The 18527-nt window shown below is 73.9% G+C and carries 18 protein-coding genes; 10 read left to right on the top strand and 8 right to left on the bottom strand.

The genetic code is table 11. From position 1 onward, the window contains the following. The first annotated feature begins 86 nt into the window (after positions 1–86). Positions 87–1391: a non-homologous end-joining DNA ligase gene (gene ligD, locus AB0367_RS20795; RefSeq protein ID WP_366228001.1), complete on the top strand. Its 1305-nt coding sequence runs from the start codon at positions 87–89 to the stop codon at positions 1389–1391. 110 nt (positions 1392–1501) lie between these two features. Here the strand turns inward: ligD and AB0367_RS20800 are convergent, their stop codons facing one another. After that, positions 1502–2584 carry a hypothetical protein gene (locus tag AB0367_RS20800; RefSeq protein WP_366228002.1) on the bottom strand — a complete coding sequence of 361 codons (1083 nt, stop codon included), beginning with the start codon at positions 2582–2584 and terminating at the stop codon, positions 1502–1504. 173 nt (positions 2585–2757) lie between these two features. Between AB0367_RS20800 and trpC the strand changes: the two genes are divergently transcribed. Genes trpC through trpA form a run of 3 tightly spaced genes read left to right on the top strand, consistent with a single transcriptional unit; the run spans position 2758 to position 5590 of the window. Further along, the gene (gene trpC, locus AB0367_RS20805) at positions 2758–3561 is read left to right on the top strand and encodes an indole-3-glycerol phosphate synthase TrpC (protein ID WP_366228180.1); all 804 of its coding nucleotides are present in this window, start codon (positions 2758–2760) and stop codon (positions 3559–3561) included. Between the two features lie 8 nt (positions 3562–3569). Next, on the top strand, positions 3570–4775 hold the full coding sequence (trpB, locus tag AB0367_RS20810; RefSeq protein WP_366228181.1) for a tryptophan synthase subunit beta: 1206 nt from the start codon (positions 3570–3572) through the stop codon (positions 4773–4775). 17 nt (positions 4776–4792) lie between these two features. After that, positions 4793–5590, top strand: a complete 798-nt coding sequence (trpA, locus tag AB0367_RS20815) for a tryptophan synthase subunit alpha (RefSeq protein WP_366228003.1) — start codon at positions 4793–4795, stop codon at positions 5588–5590. A 136-nt stretch (positions 5591–5726) separates the two neighbouring features. Here the strand turns inward: trpA and AB0367_RS20820 are convergent, their stop codons facing one another. After that, positions 5727–6368 carry a GDSL-type esterase/lipase family protein gene (locus AB0367_RS20820; RefSeq protein WP_366228004.1) on the bottom strand — a complete coding sequence of 214 codons (642 nt, stop codon included), beginning with the start codon at positions 6366–6368 and terminating at the stop codon, positions 5727–5729. Between the two features lie 55 nt (positions 6369–6423). After that, a complete protein-coding gene (locus AB0367_RS20825) occupies positions 6424–6876 on the bottom strand; it encodes an NUDIX hydrolase (protein WP_366228005.1) in 453 nt (150 codons plus the stop codon). Positions 6877–7030: 154 nt separating this feature from the next. Here AB0367_RS20825 and lgt point away from each other — a divergent pair, with 154 nt between their 5' ends. Together lgt and AB0367_RS20835 are read left to right on the top strand one after the other, a co-directional pair. Next, on the top strand, positions 7031–8101 hold the full coding sequence (gene lgt / locus AB0367_RS20830; protein WP_366228006.1) for a prolipoprotein diacylglyceryl transferase: 1071 nt from the start codon (positions 7031–7033) through the stop codon (positions 8099–8101). Further along, a complete protein-coding gene (locus AB0367_RS20835; RefSeq protein ID WP_366228007.1) occupies positions 8101–9282 on the top strand; it encodes an NAD(P)/FAD-dependent oxidoreductase in 1182 nt (393 codons plus the stop codon). Before lgt ends, AB0367_RS20835 begins: the two co-directional genes overlap by 1 nt. Here AB0367_RS20835 and AB0367_RS20840 read toward each other — a convergent pair. Beyond that, a complete protein-coding gene (locus AB0367_RS20840; protein ID WP_366228008.1) occupies positions 9272–9460 on the bottom strand; it encodes a hypothetical protein in 189 nt (62 codons plus the stop codon). The genes AB0367_RS20835 and AB0367_RS20840 overlap by 11 nt on opposite strands. Next, positions 9457–10452, bottom strand: a complete 996-nt coding sequence (gene bioB, locus AB0367_RS20845; RefSeq protein WP_366228009.1) for a biotin synthase BioB — start codon at positions 10450–10452, stop codon at positions 9457–9459. Before bioB ends, AB0367_RS20840 begins: the two co-directional genes overlap by 4 nt. A 117-nt stretch (positions 10453–10569) precedes the next feature. On the opposite strand from bioB, the gene AB0367_RS20850 reads away from it, so the two are divergent. Together AB0367_RS20850 and bioD are read left to right on the top strand one after the other, a co-directional pair. Further along, positions 10570–11733 carry an 8-amino-7-oxononanoate synthase gene (locus AB0367_RS20850; RefSeq protein ID WP_366228010.1) on the top strand — a complete coding sequence of 388 codons (1164 nt, stop codon included), beginning with the start codon at positions 10570–10572 and terminating at the stop codon, positions 11731–11733. A gap of 285 nt (positions 11734–12018) precedes the next feature. Continuing rightward, complete coding sequence (gene bioD / locus AB0367_RS20855; protein ID WP_366228182.1) at positions 12019–12708, top strand: dethiobiotin synthase; 690 nt, start codon at positions 12019–12021, stop codon at positions 12706–12708. A gap of 395 nt (positions 12709–13103) precedes the next feature. Here the strand turns inward: bioD and AB0367_RS20860 are convergent, their stop codons facing one another. The 3 genes from AB0367_RS20860 to AB0367_RS20870 form a co-directional block, all read right to left on the bottom strand. Beyond that, complete coding sequence (locus AB0367_RS20860; protein ID WP_366228011.1) at positions 13104–13982, bottom strand: L,D-transpeptidase; 879 nt, start codon at positions 13980–13982, stop codon at positions 13104–13106. Between the two features lie 138 nt (positions 13983–14120). Continuing rightward, on the bottom strand, positions 14121–14564 hold the full coding sequence (locus AB0367_RS20865; protein ID WP_366228012.1) for a DUF5709 domain-containing protein: 444 nt from the start codon (positions 14562–14564) through the stop codon (positions 14121–14123). A 44-nt stretch (positions 14565–14608) separates the two neighbouring features. After that, complete coding sequence (locus tag AB0367_RS20870) at positions 14609–15967, bottom strand: GH1 family beta-glucosidase (RefSeq protein ID WP_366228013.1); 1359 nt, start codon at positions 15965–15967, stop codon at positions 14609–14611. Positions 15968–16214: 247 nt separating this feature from the next. On the opposite strand from AB0367_RS20870, the gene AB0367_RS20875 reads away from it, so the two are divergent. After that, positions 16215–17411 (top strand): ROK family transcriptional regulator, encoded by a 1197-nt coding sequence (locus AB0367_RS20875; protein WP_366228014.1) that lies wholly within the window; start codon positions 16215–16217, stop codon positions 17409–17411. Between the two features lie 122 nt (positions 17412–17533). Beyond that, the gene (locus AB0367_RS20880; RefSeq protein ID WP_366228015.1) at positions 17534–18526 is read left to right on the top strand and encodes a LacI family DNA-binding transcriptional regulator; all 993 of its coding nucleotides are present in this window, start codon (positions 17534–17536) and stop codon (positions 18524–18526) included. Position 18527: the final 1 nt, after the last annotated feature.

Consider the following 18527-nt stretch of genomic DNA (forward strand, 5'->3'; position numbering starts at 1 on the left):
CGGACGGCGAGATCGCCCTTGATGAAGGCGCGGCCAAGGCCGGCGAAGGTCCGGCCGTCGGGGACCAGTGCTAGTAGGGTCGGCCCATGGCGAGCAGCACCGAGGAAGTGATCGAGGTCGCCGGGCGCGAGGTGACCATCACCAATCCCGACAAGGTCTACTTTCCGAAGTCCGGCCGCACCAAGCTCGACGTCGTGCGCTACTACCTGGCCGTCGCCGACGGGGCGTTGCGCGGGGCAGGCGGCCGGCCGATGGCGCTCAAGCGCTACGTCCACGGTATCGAGGGCGAGGCGTTCTTCCAGAAGCGCGCGCCCGCCAAGCGCCCCGAGTGGATCGAGACCGCGCAGCTGCGCTACCCGTCCGGGCGCACCGCCGAGGAGGTCGTGCTGCGCGACGCCGCGCAGCTCGCGTGGGTCGTCAACCTCGGCTGCCTGGAGCTGCACACCCACTCGGTCCTCGCCGAGGACCTCGACCACCCCGACGAACTGCGCATCGACCTCGACCCGGTGCCGGGCGTGCCGTGGGGCCAGGTGATCGACGTCGCGCTGATCGCGCGGGAGGTCCTGCAGGAGCACGGCCTGGCCGGCTGGCCGAAGACGTCCGGCTCCCGCGGCTTTCACATCTACGCCCGCATCGAGCCGCGCTGGACCTTCGCCGAGGTGCGCCGGGCCGCCGAGGGCTTCGCCCGGGAGGTCGCCCGCCGGGCGCCCGACCTCGCCACCGGCGCCTGGTGGAAGGAGGAGCGGCACGGCGTCTTCGTCGACTACAACCAGAACGCGAAGGACCACACGACGGCCTCCGGGTATTCGGTGCGCCCGTCGGAGGAGGCGAAGGTCTCGGCGCCGCTCGCGTGGGACGAGGTGCCCGGCTGCGATCCCGCCGCGTTCACGATGCAGACGCTCCCGGGCCGCCCCGACCCCTGGGCGGGCATCGAGGACGCGCGCGGGTCGCTGGAGCCGCTGCTGGAGCTCGCCGCCACGTTCAAGAAGCGGGCGCCGGCGAAGAAAGGCTCGGGCCGCCGCCAGCCGAGCATGCCGCTGATCGAGATCACGCGCACCGCGACGCGGGAGGAGGCGCTGGCCGACCTCGACCGGTGGAAGGAGCGGCATCCGGCGGTGTGGCCGCTGCTGGAGCCGGCTGACGTCCTGGTCGACACGATGCGGGGGATCAACTCGGTCTGGTATCGCATCCGGGTCAACCTCGTGCACGTGCCCGAGGCCGAACGCCCGCCGCAAGAGCCGCTGGAGCACGAGTTCGACCCCTTCGCCAAGTGGAAGGAACTGCAGGCGCGCGGCCAGATCCCGGCCCGCTGGCAGCGACCGGACGCGACGCCGCCGAAGGCCGGACCGGCGCAGCGGACCGAGCCGCAGGAGCAGGCCGAGGCGGAGTAGGAGGCCGAGGCGGAACGCAACGCCGAGACGCAGCGGCGGCGTCCCGGGACGCCGATCGCGGCCGGAGCGGGCCGCCAGGGCCGCGGTCAGCCGGTCGGCTTCCTCGATGCTCATGGTGCGTTCTCAGGGTCGTCGATCCAGCCGGCCAGCACGACGAGGCCGGTCGGGCGGTGGATGGTCAGGTAGCCGAACGGCAGGTCGAAGCGCACGGTCACGCGCAGCCTGCGGGTCGTGGATGCCCGATGCGGCACCGGGACCACGGGTGGGGGCGCCGCCGGGGTCGGTGGGAACCCGCCGAATCCGCCGGCGGTGAACGCCGCCGCGGTGCTCTGCCCGGCCGCGCCGACCCGCAGGCCGCCGGGGCCGATGCCGGGGAACGTGCCCGACGCCGAGGCCGCGCGCAGCCCGAGGACATCGGCCACGGCGAGCAGGTCGTGGGCGGCGGCCACGGCGAACCGCGCGACCTTCACCACCAGCTCCGGCTCGGCGTCGTCGGCGTCGACCAGCGCGCTCGTGATCGCGGGGCCTTCCGTGGCCGGGGTCGCCGCGCCCGCGGCCGTGGTCGCGGCGGCGAGGACCGCGCCCGGTGGGGCACCGCCGGCGGCCGTGCACAGGATCACGTCAATGTCCGCGGTGCCGGCGACGGTGAGCAGGGTGACCGGGCCGGCGGCGGTCACGGCGACCCGCAGCACGGAGAAGTCGGGGCCGCGGCGGTGCAGCGAGGCGAGGCGGCGACCGGCCCACGGGCCGGCGACCGGACGCATGACGCCGTCGGTGAACGGGTCCCGCCAGTCGGCGGTCACGGCCACGGCGGAGGCCAGGACCACCGCGTCCTCGTTCGTGGGGCCGGCGGTGGCGGCCGGCAGGGGCGGGACCGCAGCGCCGGTCCGCGCGGACGCCCAGGCGTCAAGCAGCGGGCGGTCGATGGCCGGGTCGCCGGTGAGCCGCGGGTCGCAGCGGGCCGCCCAGTCCAGCGTCAGCGAGGTGCCCTCCCGGGTCCAGACGCCGAGGGCGCCGCGGACCGGCAGCTCGAGCGGCGTCGGCGCGACCGCGAGCAACTCCGCGCGGGCCGGGCCGCCGGCGACGGAGGCGAGCAGGGCCAGCAGGGGATAGACGGCGGCGCCCGAGAACACTCCCGCAGGGGACACGGACGCCCAGCCTGCCGTCAATGTGTTCGCCCGCCGCACGCTCATGCCGACACCCTAGAACTGGGGTACGACAAAACTCGGCGGCGAGGCATTATGCCCTAGCCTGTCAGGTGACTTCGGCCATACCCCCGCGACCGTCCACTGACCGGGGGCGACCTAGCATCGGTCGCATGACCACCGGAGAGGGGAGCTCCTTGATCAACGCGGAAAGCGGCCGGGTGCTCGACGAGATCCTCGCCGGAGTGCGCGAGGACCTGGCGGCCCGTGAGGCTCAGGTGCCCCTTGCAGACATCAAGCAGCGCGCCGCGCAGGCGCCGCCGCCACGGGACGCATACGCGAAGCTGCGCGCTCCCGGCGTCGGCGTGATCGCGGAGGTCAAGCGCTCGTCGCCGTCGAAGGGGCAGCTGGCCGAGATCCCGGACCCGGCCGAGCTCGCGAAGGAGTATGCGGCCGGCGGAGCCCGCTGCGTCAGCGTGCTCACCGAGGGCCGGTGGTTCGGCGGCAGCCTCGACGACTTCGCCGCCGTCCGCGCCGCCGTCGATGTGCCGTTGCTGCGCAAGGACTTCATCGTGTCCTCCTACCAGGTGCACGAGGCCCGGGCGTATGGTGCCGACCTCGTGCTGCTCATCGTCGCCGCGCTGGACCAGAACACGCTGACCGGGCTGCTCGACCGGATCGAGAGCCTCGGCATGACGGCGCTGGTCGAGGTGCACGACGAGGAGGAGACCGACCGCGCCCTGGAGGCCGGCGCGCGGGTGATCGGGATCAACGCGCGTAACCTGCGCACGCTTGAGGTGGACCGCACCGTGTTCGAGCGGATCGCGCCCGGCCTGCCCGCCGAGGTGGTCAAGATCGCCGAGTCGGGGGTGCGCGGCCCGCACGACCTGATCCGTTACGCGTCGGCGGGTGCCGATGCGGTGCTGGTCGGTGAGGGCCTGGTGACCCAGAAGAGCCCCCGCGATGCGGTCGCCGAGCTGGTCACGGCCGGCAGCCACCCCGCGACGCCGCGGGCGGCCCGGTGAGCGCGTTCCTGTCCGCCGCGGGCCTGCTGCCCGACCCGTCTGGACACTTCGGTACCTACGGCGGCCGGTTCGTCCCCGAGGCGCTCGTCGCCGCGCTCGACCAGCTCGACGCCGCATACCGGCACGCGCAGGCCGACGAGGCGTTCCAGGCCGAGTTCGGGCGGCTGCTGCGCGATTACGCCAACACGCCGAGCCCGCTGTATCGGGCGGAGCGGCTGTCCCGTGGTACTGGTGCCACGATCTTCCTCAAGCGTGAGGATCTCAACCACACCGGCGCGCACAAGGTGCGCAACGTGCTGGGCCAGGCGCTGCTCACCCGGCGGATGGGCAAGACCAGGGTCATCGCCGAGACCGGGGCGGGGCAGCACGGCGTGGCCAGCGCCACCGCCTGCGCGCTGCTCGACCTCGAGTGTGTGGTGTACATGGGTGAGGAGGACACCCGTCGCCAGGCGCTCAACGTCGCCCGGATGCGCATGCTCGGCGCCACCGTGGTGCCCGTCACGACCGGCTCCAAGACGCTCAAGGACGCCATCAACGAGGCCCTGCGCGACTGGGTGACCAACGTCGACAACACGCACTACCTGCTGGGCACCGCCGCCGGGCCGCACCCGTTCCCGGCGATGGTGCGTGACTTCGTCGGCGGGATCAGCGTCGAGGCGCGCCGGCAGATCCTCGAGCAGACCGGCCGCCTGCCCGACGCGGTCGCGGCCTGCGTCGGCGGCGGCTCCAACGCGATCGGCGCGTTCCACGCGTTCGTGCCCGACGAGGGCGTGCGGCTGTTCGGGTTCGAGGCCGGCGGCGACGGCGTGGACACCGGCCGGCACGCGGCGAGCATCACCGGCGGCACGACCGGCGTGCTGCACGGCGCGCGCACCTACCTGCTGCAGGACGAGGACGGCCAGACCGTCGAGTCGCACTCGATCTCGGCTGGCCTGGACTACCCGGCGGTCGGCCCCGAGCACGCCTACCTGCACGACACGGGCCGCGCGCAGTACGAGCCGGTCACCGACGCCGAGGCGATGGACGCCTTCAAACTGCTGTGCCGCAGCGAGGGGATCATCCCCGCGATCGAGAGCGCGCACGCCGTCGCCGGCGCCCTGCGGGTGATCCCGCGCCTGGCGGCCGACCTCGGCCGCGAGCCGACCGTGATCGTCTGCTTGTCGGGCCGCGGCGACAAGGACATGGACACCGCGCGCGAATGGTTCGAGGTATAACGCGAATGGTTCAGGGTGTGACAGTCCAGACCGCGTTCGAGAAGGCCCGGGCCGAGGGCCGCAGCGCGCTGATCGGGTACCTCCCGGCCGGCTTCCCCGACTACGCCACGGCCGTCGACGCCGTCCGCGCCATGATCGACAACGGGGTGGACATCGTCGAGGTCGGCCTGCCGTACTCCGACCCGGTCATGGACGGCCCCGTCATCCAGCGCGCCACCGAGGCCGCGCTCGCCGCCGGCTTCCGGGTCCGCGACGGCCTGCGCACGGTCGAGGCGGCGGCGTCGACCGGCGCGCCGATCCTCACCATGACGTACTGGAACCTCGTCGAGCGCTACGGCGTCGAGCGCTTCTCCGCCGACCTGGCCGCCGCGGGCGGGGCCGGGCTGATCACGCCCGACCTCATCCCGGAGGAGGCGGAGCCGTGGCTGGCCGCGTCCGACGCGCACGGCCTGGACCGGGTCTTCCTCGTCTCGCCCTCGTCCACCGACGCGCGCATCTCGTCCACCACCGCCGCCTGCCGCGGATTCGTCTACGCCACCAGCGTCATGGGCGTGACCGGTGCTCGCAGCCAGACCAGTAGCGCCGCGCCCGCCCTCGTCGAGCGCATCCGCCGCCTGGCGCCCGGCACCCCGGTCGCGGTCGGCCTCGGCGTGTCCAACGGCGACCAGGCCGCCGAGGTCGGCGCCTTCGCCGACGGGGTGATCGTCGGCAGCGCCCTGGTGCGGTGCCTGCTCGACGCCGAGACCCCGGCCGCGGGCGTCGCCGCGGTGGCCGAGTTGAGCGCGCGACTCGCGGAAGGCGTCCGCCGCCGCTGATCGCCGCCGACGCGGCGACCGGGGCCCTCGTGCGCGACCTCGACCGCGTCGTCGCCGCCCTGCGCGGCGTCGAGCCGCTGCTGCCGGGTGATCACGTGTGCTTCGCGGTGCTCCAGCGGCTCTGTGCCTTCGCCGCCTAGCGGCGCAGGGCGGCGCGCCACCCGTCGCGGATCGCCTCGGCGCCCCACGCGTTGGGCTCGATGTGGCCGCACAGCCACAGCTCGCGGTTGGCCGGGTGGGAGTCGGGGAGCGTGATGTCACCGGCCTGGGCGCCGTGGCCCAGGAACGCCGCGTGCAGGTCGGCTACCGCCGCGCCGTGGCGGGCCGCCGCCGTGCGGATCTCCGTGTTGATGGCCTCGAGCAGGGCCACGCCGCCCTCGACGTCGGGCAGGCCGGCCCGGGACATGTCGCCGGTGCCGTCGGTCGGGTCGTAGACGGTGCTGACCACGATCCTCGCCCCGGTGGCGGCGAGGCTGGTGAGCGTCGCGTCGTAGTTGGCCGCGACCGCCTCCACCGCCGCCGGCGCCTTGTCGGGTGACTCGAACATCGCGCTGAGCAGGTCGTTGCCGCCCATGGTCACCGTGATCAGCGCGGGCCGGTCGCCCACTTGGCCGAGCTGCCGGCGCAGCACGTCGTCGCTCGTCGCGCCGTCACGCGCGAGCAGCATGAGCTCGATGCCGAGGTCGTCAGCGAGCAGGGAGGCGGCGCCCAGGCCGGGGCCGCCCGCGTAGTCGTCGATAGACATCGAGTCACCGAGCGCGTAGTACCGCGGGGCCATGCAATGATCTTCGCCGATGCTGGCCCGGTGATCCAGCGGAATCCGCCAGGGATTTTCAGGCCTCGACGACCTCGGGCTCGGTGTCGCGTTCGACCTCGCGGATCACGCCCGAGCGCCCGGCGCCCGCGTCGGCGATGGCGGTGCGGGTGGTCACGGTGAGCGGCTCGGGCAGCGCGCCGGGAGAGTGCCTGGCCAGCCGGCTGATCCGCCCCGGAGCGTTGAGGGCGGGTCCACCGCCCTCAAGGCGGCCGCGGAAGACGTGGACGAACAGGTCGGGCATGGCGGTGCCGCACCCGTCGCCGGTGAGCTGGTACATGCCGATCAGCTCGACGATCTCGGTCTCCAGGCCGGTCTCCTCGCGGACGTCCCGGATGATCGCGTGCACCGGGCTCTCCGCCCCGCGAATCTTGCCACCGGGCAGGGCCCACAGCTGGTGGCCACCGGCCTGGCGGCACAGCAGCACGTGCCCGGCCGCGTCCTCGATGACGGCGGCGACGGTGGCGGTCACCTTGCTGCCGTTACTCAGCGCTGAGTACAGCTCATGTTGGCACTCTAGGCGCCACCGCTCAGCGTCGCGAGATCTTCGCTCATTGTGACCTCCGCGGGCGCATCGAACGGGGCGGCCATCGCAATCCGCCGGATCGGCGGTAGCGTGTTCACCCGTGGATGCTGCCCTCTCACCGCTGGCCGAGATCCCGAGCCCGACCCGTGGCGTCTGGGACCTCGGACCCGTTCCGCTGCGCGCCTATGCACTCTGCATCGTGCTGGGCATCGTGGCCGCCTGCTACATCACCGACCGGCGTCTGCGGTCGCGGGGTGCGCCGCCCTGGGTGATCCTCGACGTGGCCATCTGGGCTGTGCCGTTCGGCATCGTGGGCGCCCGGCTGTATCACGTGATCACCTCCCCCGAGGGGTATTTCGGCGAGGGCGGCTCGCTGCTCAAGGCCTTCAAGATCTGGGAGGGTGGTCTCGGCATCTGGGGTGGCATCGCGGCCGGCGCGCTCGGCGCCTACATCGCGTGCCGCCGGCTCGGCCTGCCGTTCGCGATGACCGCCGACACGCTGGCCGTCGGCCTCCCGGTGGCCCAGGCGATCGGGCGCTGGGGCAACTGGTTCAACAATGAGCTGTATGGCAAGGAGACCTCCCTGCCGTGGGGCCTCAAGGTGTACAACTGGGACGCCGGGCACGGCCGGGCGGTGGAGGTCGGCGGCCATCCCTCCGAGCTGGGCGTCTTCCACCCGACGTTCCTCTACGAGTCGTTGTGGTGCGTCGGCATCGCGGTGGCCGTGTGGCTGCTCGACCGGCGGTATCGGTTCGGCCGCGGCCGCGCCTTCGCGCTCTACGTGATGCTCTACACCGTCGGCCGGTTCTGGGTCGAGTTGCTGCGCATCGACGACGCGCACCACGTGCTGGGCATGCGCCTGAACAACTGGACGTCGATCATCGTCTTCGCCGCCGCGCTGGTGTACTTCCTGCGCGTGCGTGGCCCGCAGGAGCGGGTGAGCGTCGACGAGGACGGCCGTATCTCGCTGGTCGGCGCGGAGCCGTCCGGGCCGGACGGCGACACCGCGGACGGCACGGCGCAGGCCGGGGAGCAGCCGGAGCCGGCGGAGGAGCAGGCAGAGACGCAGGCGGAGGAGCGGGCAGTGGCCGGCGAGCCGGACGCCGAGCAACCCGACCCGGAGCAACCGGCGAAGGAGCACGAGAGCAGCGACGCGGCCGGTAAGGGCTGATGCGAACCGCGGTCGTGGTCGGGGCCGGCGTCGGCGGGCTCACCGCCGCCGGGGCGCTGGCCCGGGCCGGCTGGAAGGTCACCCTGCTCGAGCGCGACGACCGGCTTCGTCCCGGCCGGGCCGCGCTCGTGCTGTGGCCCAACGGCGTCCGCGCACTGCAGGCCCTCGGCCTGTCCGGCGGTCTCGACGGCATCTGCACGCCGGTTCCGCCCGCCGGCATCCGCCGCCCCGACGGCACCTGGCTGGTTCAGCCCGGCGCCTCGCAGATCGGCTCGCCGCCCGTGGTCGTGCACCGCGAGGACCTGCACGACGCGTTCATCGCCGGCCTCGGCGAGCAGGTCGACGTGCGCGCCGGCATCGAGGTCCAGAGTGCCCGGGTGCACCGCGACCGCCCGGCTGTCGGTGACGGGCGGGTGACGTTCGAGGCCGACCTGGTCGTGGCCGCGGACGGCCCGAACAGCGTGATCCGGCGCAGGCTCGCCGCCTCCAGCACCTTCGCCAGCGCGGGGTTCGCCGCATGGCGGGCGGTCATTCCGTGGTACCGCGTCCCGGAGCTCCCGCGGGAGGTCGCGCCGCACGGTGAGGCGCTCGGCGACGGCCAGCGGTTCGCCTACGCCTCGCTCGGCGAGCGCGGATCCTCCGGCGGCTCGACCCGCGGCGGCATCTACTGGGTGGCCACGGTGCCCGGCGCGCCGCGCCCCGAGCCGGCCGCCGGCCAGCTGGCGCTGCTGCGCCGCTGGTTCGCCGACTGGCACGCCCCGGTCGGCCAGCTGCTGGCCGCGACCGAGGCCGAAGACCTGGTCCAGGAGCCGGTCGGCGAGCTGACGCCGCTGCCGGAGACCTTCGGCGTGCCGGCCGGGCGGGGCGGCTACGTGCTCGTCGGCGACGCCGCCCACGCCATGCCGCACCACCTGGCCCAGGGCGCTTCGCTGGCGCTGGAGGACGTGGCGACGCTGCATTCGGTGCTGGTGGGCTCCACTTCTGCGGGGCTGGGGCCGGCGCTGCAGGAGTACAGCCGGCTGCGCCGCGCCCGGGCGCTGCGGGTGTCGCAGCAGTCGAGGAAGGCCGCGGCGGTCCTGCAGCGACGCGGCCGGCTGGCCTCGTCCCTGGCGCGGGTCAACCCCCGCGCGCTGGACCGGGCCGCGGCCGTGTCGGCGGAGTGGGCCGGCCCTACCGGTTGAGGACCCCGTGCTCCACGCACGCGGCCGACCAGCCGGCGGGCAGCACCTGGACCTTCATCCGGCGCCGGCACTGCGGGCAGTAGCGCGGCGGCTCCAGCTCCCGCGCGGCCGCGCACGTCGCGTGGGAGCCGCCTGTCAGCGCCTCCCCGCAGCGGTCGCAGTAGGTCCCGACGGTCACAGCGTCGCCGAGAGGGCTTTGACGGGCATGCGCAGCTCGTCGAGCAGCGCCAGGTCCTGCGACGGCGAACGGCCCAGCGTGGTGAGGTAGTTGCCGACGATGACCGCGTTGACGCCGCCCAGCAGGCCGTCGCGGGTGCCCAGGTCGCCGAGCGTGATCTCCCGGCCGCCGGCGTAACGCAGCAGCGTGCGCGGCAGCGCCAGCCGGAACGCGGCGATCGCCCGCAGCGCGTCCTTGGGGTCGAGCACCGGCTGGTCGGCCAGCGGCGTGCCCGGGCGCGGGTTGAGGAAGTTCAGCGGCACCTCGTGCGGGTCCAGCTCCTGCAGCTGGATCGCGAACTCGGCACGCTGCTCCACGCTCTCGCCCAGGCCCAGGATGCCGCCAGAGCAGACCTCCATGCCGGCGTCGCGCACCATCCGCAGCGTGTCCCAGCGCTCCTCCCAGCTGTGGGTGCTGACGACCTGCGGGAAGTGGGAGCGGGCGGTCTCCAGATTGTGGTTGTACCGGTGGATCTTCAGCTCGGTCAGCCGGTCCACCTGGGCTTGGCTCAGCATGCCCAGCGAGGCGGCGATGTTGATGTCCACAGCCTCGCGGATCGCGGCGACACCGTCGGCGAGCTGCGCCATGAGCCGCTCGTCCGGGCCTCGGACGGCGGCGACGATGCAGAACTCGGTCGCCCCGGTCGCCGCGGTCTGCCTCGCGGCCTCCACCAGCGACGGGATGTCCAGCCACACCGCCCGCACCGGCGATGTGAACAGGCCCGACTGCGAGCAGAAGTGGCAGTCCTCGGGGCAGCCGCCGGTCTTGAGCGACACGATGCCCTCGACCTCGACCTCCGGACCGCACCAGCGCATCCGCACCTCGTGCGCGATCGCGAGATATTCGGGCAGTTCCTCGTCGGTGCAGCGGAGGACAGCGAGCACCCCGTCGTGGTCGAGGCCTACGCCGGTGTCCAGGACGGCCCGCAGCCGATGGCTGTCAGCTTCAAGCATGCTCGTACCTTACAAAGCGTTTGGGTCGCCTGTCCGGCCCCGGGAGGGCTCGGTTAGGTTGTGCACATCGCACAATCGGCATCGTAGATGTTCTACAACGGCAACGGGAGGCCTACGGTGGAGTGGCTGTCCGCACTCGATGAGGAGGCCGCCGCCCGGCGCGCCGCGGGCCTGCGCCGCGAACTGCTGCCGCGCGCCGCCGGCACCGCCGACCCGGTGGTCGACCTGGCGGGCAACGACTACCTCGGGCTGTCGCGCCACCCGCAGGTGCTCGCCGCCGCCGTGCGGGCCCTCGAGGACTTCGGCCTGGGCGCCACCGGCTCGCGCCTGGTGCGCGGCTCCACGGAGTCGCACCGCGACCTGGAGACCGCGCTCGCGGCGCTGCTTGGGATGCCGGCTGCGCTGGTGTACTCGTCCGGCTACCTCGCCAACCTGGGCGCCGTGCGCGCCCTCGTCCGTCGCGGCACGCTCGTCGTCTCCGACGCGCACAACCACGCGTCCATCGTGGATGGCTGCCGCCTCGCATGCGCCGGGCGGGCCGCGCGGGAGGGTGCCGAGACCGTCGTCGCGCCGCACGCGGACCCCGCCGCCCTGCGCGACATCCTCGCCCGCCACCCGGGCCGCCCCGCCGTCGTCGTCACCGAGAGTGTCTTCTCGGTCGACGGAGACCTTGCCCCGCTCGCCGACATCTACGCCGTGGCCCGCGCCCACGGCGCCCTCATGCTCGTCGACGACGCGCACGCCCTCGGCGTCATCGGCCCGGCAGGCGCCGGAGGAGTGGCGGCCGCGGGCCTGTCCGGCGCGCCGGGCATCGTGGTCACCGCGACCCTGTCCAAGTCGCTGGGCGCCGCCGGCGGTGTGATCGCCGGTCCGGAGCAGCTGCGCCGCGAGCTCATCGACACCGGCCGTACCTTCATCTTCGACACCGCCCTGCCGCCGGCCGTCGCCGCCGGAGCCCTGGCCGCCCTCCGCCTGCTCGCCGACGGCGACGACCTGCGCGCCGAGCTGCACGCCCGGGCCCGGCGCACGGTGCAGCGCCTGCGCGGCGAGGGCCTCGAGGTCTCCGAGCCCGCCGGCGGGGTGATCTCGATAGCCGCGCCGGGCCCCGACGAGGCGCTCGCGTGGGCGGCCGCCTGCCGGGACCGGGGCGTGGCGGTAGGCTGCTTCCGGCCACCGTCCACTCCGGACGGTCGGTCCCGCCTGCGGCTCACGGTCGGCGTGGGCGTCCCGGCCGCGGCCTTCGACCGGGCCGTCGACATTATCGTGAAGGAACGCCCGTGACCGGTCCGGAGCGAAGCGGAGGGGCCGGTCACCGGCTGGCTCAGGCTTTCGGGCGCGCAACCGACGAGCGAAGCGAGGAGGGCGCGTGACCGGTCCGGAGCGAAGCGGCGCCTGGTCTGGGTCGATCCTTGCGAAGCCTCATCGAGCCAGACTGGGCGTTGGGGCCGGTCGCCGGCTGGCTCAGGTTTTTGGGCGCGCAACCGCCGAGCGAAGCGAGGAGGGCGCGTGACCGCCGTGCTGGACGCCCTCTTCGGCGAGGAGATCCCCGGACCGGTGACCGGCACGATCGTGGTGACCGGCACCGACACCGGTGTCGGCAAGACCGTCGTCACCGCCGCGATCGCCGCCGCCGCGACGGCCGCTGGCCAGCGCGTCGCGGTGGTCAAGCCGGCCCAGACCGGCACCGCCGACGGCGACGAGCCGGACGCGGTCACGGTCGCCCGCCTGGCCGAGCCGGCGACGACCCGCACGCTGGCCAGCTTCCCGGACCCTCTCGCCCCGCTCGCGGCCGCCCGGGTCGCCGGAGAGGACCCGCTGACCGCGGTGATGGCCCAGCTGGCCGTCCGGTCCATCGCCGAGAACCATGACGTCACCCTGGTCGAGGGTGCGGGCGGCCTGCTCGTACCGCTGGGTGAGGACGGCTGGACCGCCCTCGATCTCGCCTCGGCCCTCGGCGCGACGGCGGTCGTGGTGGCGCGCGCCGGCCTGGGCACCCTGAACCACACCGCGCTGACGCTGGAGGCCCTGGCGCGTCGCGACGTGCCGGCCCTGGTGGTGTTCGGCGCGTGGCCCGCCGAGCCGGAGCTGGTGCACCGCACCAACCTGCACGACCTGCCCGGGGAACTGGCCGGTGCGGTGCCGGACGGCGCCGGCGCCATGACCCCGCCGCTGTTCCGCCGCGAGGCCCCGCACTGGCTCGACGCCCGCCTGTACGGCCGTTTCGACCCGGTGGCGTTCCGCTCCCACAGCCGCTGACCGCCCCGCGCCGCCCTGCCCCGCGCCGCCCTGCCCCGCGCCAGTCCGGTCCGCCCCGTGCTGCCTCGCGCCGCCCGGTCCGGCCGTCCGCCCCGTGCCGTGCCGGTCCGCCCTATGCCGCGCCGCGTCGGTCCGGCCGTCCGGTCTGTGCCGGTCCCGCGACATGCCGGTCTGGGCCGTGCTGCCGCGCCGCATCGCATCGGCCGTGGCGCGCCGGTCCGCGCCGCTGTGCAGTGCCGCGTCTGCAACGGGGTGGCCGCGGGTGATCGCCGGTCGCAAGAGTCCCTCGGCCGCCCTGGCGCCGCTCATACGCGGCGACGCGGTTCGCGACCAGCCCGTCCGGAGGCGAGACCGTCCGGAGGCGAGACCGTCCAGCCGGGGAGACCGGCCAGCGGCTACGGCAGGACGACGACGCTGGTGCCGGGCGCGATGTTGTCCAGCAGGACCTTCTGCGCGGCGGGCGGCATCCGTACGCAGCCGTTGGACGTGCGGTAGCCGAACTCGTTGCGGTACCAGGCGTGGATGCCGGTGTGCGCGTCGGCGAGGCCGGCCGCCACCGCCTTCTTGTCGTCGGGCACGGCGCCCAGGGCGAGGACGTCCAGCCCGGCGTACACCTTGTTCGGCAGCGACGATCGGCCCAGCACGAACGTGCGCCCGAGCGGCGTCTGGGTGGCCGGGGCGCCGATCGTCACCGTCCACGTCTGCTGCGCCACGCCGTCACGGACCCAGGTGAGCGTGAACGCGCCGCGGCGCACCACGATCTGGTCGCGCAGCGCGACGGTGCGCCAGCCGCCCGGCGGCAGCCAGCCGACGCTGCGGTTCATCGACGGGAGCAGCACCGCGACCCAGCCGTCCGAGCGCTGCACCACCGGCATGATCAGGTCCACGCCGCTGATCTTCGGGGTCAGGTACGCCCGTGCCTGCCCGCCGGGCGCGTCGTACACCGGGCTCTTGGCGTTCACCTGCAGGCCCTCGCCCAGCAGGGCGGTCGAGGCCTGGTCCGGGTCGGCCGAGAAGCCGGTCGCCGCCTGGGTGTACGTGATCGTCGGCAGGCCGGCCGCCGGTGCGGCCGCGGGCGGCGCGCTGGTCGCGGGTGCGGCTGTGGGCGGCGGGCTGGCGGCCGGTGACGGCGACCCGATCGGCGTGCTCCCCGCCGGCGCGGGCTGCGTCACGGCGACCGGCGGTGGCGCCGGATGCTTGGAGCCGCAGGCGGCGAGCGGCGCGGTGAGGGCCGCCGCGAGCGCGACGAGGGTGGCGGCGCGGCGGGCATGCATGATCACACGGTAGCGGTCGCCGGTCACCGCCGCCGTCAACAGGCCGGGCGGGCCGTCGGTCTGATCGCCCGATCGGGTGGTCCGTGCAGCGGCGCCGGCGTACCAGTGGCTCGCCCCTGGTACGCCGGTCGGCCGCCGCTACAGGTTGCGGTCGTCGACGATGTGCATGGCGGCCTCCTCGGCCGAGGCCGCACCGCCGTCGATGCCCACGTCCGAGCCGATCTCGTCCTTCTCCTCGTCCTCGCCGTATCCCTCGTCGGGCGCGACGAGCCGGCCGGCCCGGCGGTCGCCGACCTCGTCGGGGTCGAAGAACTCGTCCGACTCGGTGGTCGCGCCGTAGTCGTCCAGGTCGAGGCGGGACGACGGGTCGGGCTCCTCCTGCAGCAGCCGCCGGTCCAGCGACTCACCCTGCTCCGCCTCCGCCTGGGTGACGCCGAAAGCGTTGAGGCCACGCGGCTTCTCCGGCGGCGAATACCCCTCGTCGAGAGCGTCGTCGAGCCCGCGGTCGGACAGCGTGTCCTGCGCGGACAGTTGGCCCTCGTCGTCCGGATCCGGGTCCCAGCTGTCGGTCTGCTGCGTCATGTCGGCATCCCCTGTTTCTCGCCTGGCTTCCGCTACTTTTGAGCCTAGATCACAGGGTTGTGCAGCGCCTTGTGAGTGCTGATGAGGTCGGCGTAGCGGTGGCCGCTGGCCTTGATCGTGCGGCGCTGGGTGTCGTAGTCCACGCGGATGAGGCCGAAGCGCTTGTCGTAGCCGTACGCCCACTCGAAGTTGTCCAGCAGTGACCACGCGAAGTACCCGTGCACGGGCGCGCCGCGCAGCACGGCGTTGCGCACCGCCTCGACGTGCTGGTCCAGGTAGTCGGTGCGCTCCTTGTCCTGGATCTCGCCGCTGGGCTCGACCGTGTCGTGCCACGCCGAGCCGTTCTCGGTGACCAGGATGCTGCGCGGGGAGTACGTCTGCGCGACCGAGACCAGGATGTCCTCCAGGCCCCTGGCGTACACCTCCCAGGGCATCGCCGTCTCGACCGAGCCGGGCACCGGGATCTGCCGGGCGAACGGCGCCTGCCCGGCCGGGTCGTCGACCACGATCTGCCGGAAGTAGTAGTTGATGCCGAGGAACTCGGTCGGCGCGGCGATGAGCTCGAGGTCGCCCTCCCGGACCGGCGGCTGCACGCCGTAGCACTCGAGCATGTCGGCCGGGTAGCCGCGGCCGAAGACCGGGTCGAGCCACCACCGGTTGACGTGCCCGTCGGCCCGCACCGCCGCGGCCACGTCCTCGGGCCGGTCGGAGCCGGGCTCGATCGGGCTGAGGTTGAACACGATGCCGACGTTGGGCGCGAGCCGCGCCGAGGCCCGGATCGCCTGGTTGGCCAGGCCGTGGCCGAGCAGCACGTGGTGCGAGGTGTGTACGGCGCGGGTCAGGTCGCGTTCGCCGGGCGCCATGCGCCCCTCGAGGTGGCCGATCCACGACACGCACAGCGGCTCGTTGACGGTGTTCCAGTCCGCGACGCGGTCGCCGAGGCGCCCGGCCACGACGCTCGCGTAGTCGGCGAACGCCTCGGCCGTGGCCCGGTTGGGCCATCCGCCCGCGTCCTGCAGAGCCTGGGGCAGGTCCCAGTGGTACAGCGTGACGAACGGGCGGATGCCCTGGGCCAGCAGCGCGTCGACGAGCCGGTCGTAGAAGTCCAGGCCGGCCTGGTTGACCTGGCCGGCGCCGTCGGGCAGCACCCGTGGCCAGGCCACCGAGAACCGGTACGCGTCGAGGTTGAGCCGGCGCATCAGCGCCACGTCTTCCGGCCAGCGGTGATAGTGGTCGCAGGCCACGTCGCCGGTGTCGTCGTTGTCGATGGCCCCCGGGGTGTGGGAGAACGTGTCCCAGATGGACGGTTTCCGGCCGTCTTCGGCGGCGGCGCCCTCGATCTGGTACGCCGCGGTCGCGGCACCCCAGATGAAGCCGGTTGGTAGTGCGGACAGATCCAGCACGGGACGGTTCTCCTCTTGAGACGGCGATTCCCTGTCGCGGGAGGCGGGGAGGCTCACATGCGTCCCGCGGCGCGGCCGGCGTGCGGACGCGCGCTCGACAGGAGGGCGGTGGCGATCCCTTTTCTATCGAGACTTAATTAATGTCGTCATTAAAGTGGCGCGGCCCTATATGCGTCAAGGGTTGGGCCTTAGAGTGGCTGGCACGGTGCGGACGCGGTTCGGATGCGGGGGTCTTGCGGGGGTAACGGTGCAGGTCGAACGGGCGACCAATCGCGGCGTACGGCTGCGCAACCGCTCGGCGCTGCTCACCCGGCTGTTCCTGGACGGCCCGCTGACGCGCCAGGACCTGTGCCGCAGCACCGGCCTGAGCCAGCCCGCGGTCTCCAACGTGGTCGGCGACCTGATCGAGGACGGCCTGGTCGCCGAGGCGGGTGCGCTCGAGTCCGAGGGCGGCCGGCCGAGCATGATGCTGCGGGTCGCGCCGCGCTTCGGCGCGGTGGCCGGCGTCGACGTCGGCGAGACGCGGGTCCGGGTGGAGCTGTTCGACCTCGCCATGAGCCAGCTCGCCAGCGTCGACCACCCGATCGACCCGGCCGGCTCGTCGCCCGAGGCCGTCGTGCGGCACATCCACGCCGGCCTGCGCACGGTCACCGCGGGGTGCGCGCCCGGTCACGTGCTGGGTGTCGGCGTCGGCGTGTCCGGGATCGTGCAGCAGTGCCCGGGCGGCGCCGTGGTGCACGCGCAGACGCTGGGCTGGGACGCGGTACCGCTGGAGGCCCTGCTGCGGGCGGGAACCGGCCTCGCGCTGCACATCGACAACGGCGCGAAGACCCTCGGCCAGGCCGAGATGTGGTTCGGCGCCGGCCGGGGCCGGCGCAACGCCGTGTTCGCACTGGTCGGCTCGGGCATCGGCGCGGCCGTGGTGACCAACGGGGCGACCTACCGCGGCGCGTCCAGCAGTGCGGGGGAGTGGGGCCACACCACCCTGGTCTACGGCGGCCGCGCCTGCCGCTGCGGCTCGCGCGGCTGCCTGGAGGCGTACGTCGGGGCGGAGGGCGTCCTGGATCGCTACCGCCAGGGGCGGGCCGGCCGCGCGGCACCGGGCGCCGACGAGGAGTCGCAGATCGCCGCCCTGGTCGCGGCGGCCTCGGCGGAACCGGCGGCCCGCGCGGTCCTCGACGACACCGCCGACTACCTCGGCGCAGGCGTGGCGAACCTGATCAACCTGTTCAACCCCGAACTGGTCGTCCTGGGCGGCTGGGCGGCGGTGGCCCTGGCCGGCCTGCTGCCGCGCGTGCGCGAGTCGGCCCGCCGGCACGCGTTGCGGCAGCCGTACTCGCAGGTGTCCATCGAGATGGGCCGGCTCGGCGTGGACGCGGTCGCCCTCGGTGCGGCGACCCTGCCGGTCGCGCGGCTGCTGAGCGAGGGCGGCGCCCGCCCCTGACCGTGGTTCGGGCCATGCGGTGAACGACCCGGGGCCGTGGGCGCGGGTGTTTGGATCGCGGCGGTATCGTGCGCACTGTGGTCGATGCCGTGCAGCACAGGTCCGCCGTACGGCGCAGTGGCATGCGGGACGTGGCACGCGCGGCCGAGGTCTCGGTCAGCACCGTCGCCAACGTGCTCAACAATCCCGCGGTGGTCGCCGAAGGCACCCGGCGGCGGGTCGAGGAGGCGATGGCCAGCGTCGGGTTCGTGCGCAGCGGGCCCGCGCGGCAGTTGCGCGGGATGCCCAGCAGGCTCGTCGGATCCGTCACGCTCGACCAGGCCAACCCGTTCTACGCCGAGCTCAATCGTGGCATCGAGGATCGCCTGGACGAGGCCGGGTGTCTGGTCCTCGCGTGCAGCACCGACGTCCAGGCCGACAAGGAGCTGCGGATCCTGCGGCTGCTGGAGGAGCAGTCGCCCCGCGGGATCATCGTCACGCCGACCGGCGAGAACCTGGCCGAGGTCGGGGCGATCAGCTCGCGGGGTACCCCGGTGGTGCTGCTCGACGCCCCGCGCGGCGCGCTCGACCTGTGTGCCGTCGCGGTCGACCACTTCGCCGGGGGGCGGCTCGCGGGGGAGCATCTGATCGAGCTTGGGCATCGGCGGATCGCGTTTCTGTCCGCGAGCTGGGCCGGCGGGCCGGTGCGCGAGCGCAGAGCCGGGCTGGGCCGCGCGCTTGCCGAGGCGGGGCTCGAAGCGCCGGTCGAGGTGCACATCGCGCAGGAGGGATTCTTCGGCGGTACCGATGCGGCGGTTTCGGATCTTCTGCACTGCACGGACCAGCCGAGTGCGGTGGTGTGCATGAACGACATCGCGGCCGTCGCCGTCGTGCGGGCGCTGCGGGAGCGCGGGCTGTGCGTGCCCGACGACATGTCGGTGCTCGGATACGACGACCTGCCGTTCGCGGCGCACGTACAGCCGCCGCTGACCACCGTGCGCCAGCCGATCCGCGAGATGGGGCGGGTCGCGGCCGACCTGCTGCTGTCCGAGGGCGCGGCCAGCCACCGGCATCGCGAGCTGGTCTTCACGCCGGAGCTGATGGCGCGCGCAACGACCGCACCGCCGCGGCCATGAC

It is taken from the genome of Dactylosporangium sp. NPDC051484, assembly GCF_040689395.1.
In the GTDB taxonomy this organism is placed as follows: Bacteria; Actinomycetota; Actinomycetes; order Mycobacteriales; family Micromonosporaceae; genus Dactylosporangium.

What these genes read in the sequence shown, in the direction of transcription:
- ligD (WP_366228001.1), top strand. Translation starts at nt 87, where the DNA reads ATGGCGAGCAGCACCGAGGAAGTGATCGAGGTCGCCGGGCGCGAGGTG.
- AB0367_RS20800 (WP_366228002.1), bottom strand. Translation starts at nt 2,584, where the DNA reads ATGAGCGTGCGGCGGGCGAACACATTGACGGCAGGCTGGGCGTCCGTG.
- AB0367_RS20820 (WP_366228004.1), bottom strand. Translation starts at nt 6,368, where the DNA reads ATGGCCCCGCGGTACTACGCGCTCGGTGACTCGATGTCTATCGACGAC.
- AB0367_RS20835 (WP_366228007.1), top strand. Translation starts at nt 8,101, where the DNA reads ATGCGAACCGCGGTCGTGGTCGGGGCCGGCGTCGGCGGGCTCACCGCC.
- bioB (WP_366228009.1), bottom strand. Translation starts at nt 10,452, where the DNA reads ATGCTTGAAGCTGACAGCCATCGGCTGCGGGCCGTCCTGGACACCGGC.
- AB0367_RS20860 (WP_366228011.1), bottom strand. Translation starts at nt 13,982, where the DNA reads ATGCATGCCCGCCGCGCCGCCACCCTCGTCGCGCTCGCGGCGGCCCTC.
- AB0367_RS20865 (WP_366228012.1), bottom strand. Translation starts at nt 14,564, where the DNA reads ATGACGCAGCAGACCGACAGCTGGGACCCGGATCCGGACGACGAGGGC.
- AB0367_RS20880 (WP_366228015.1), top strand. Translation starts at nt 17,534, where the DNA reads ATGCGGGACGTGGCACGCGCGGCCGAGGTCTCGGTCAGCACCGTCGCC.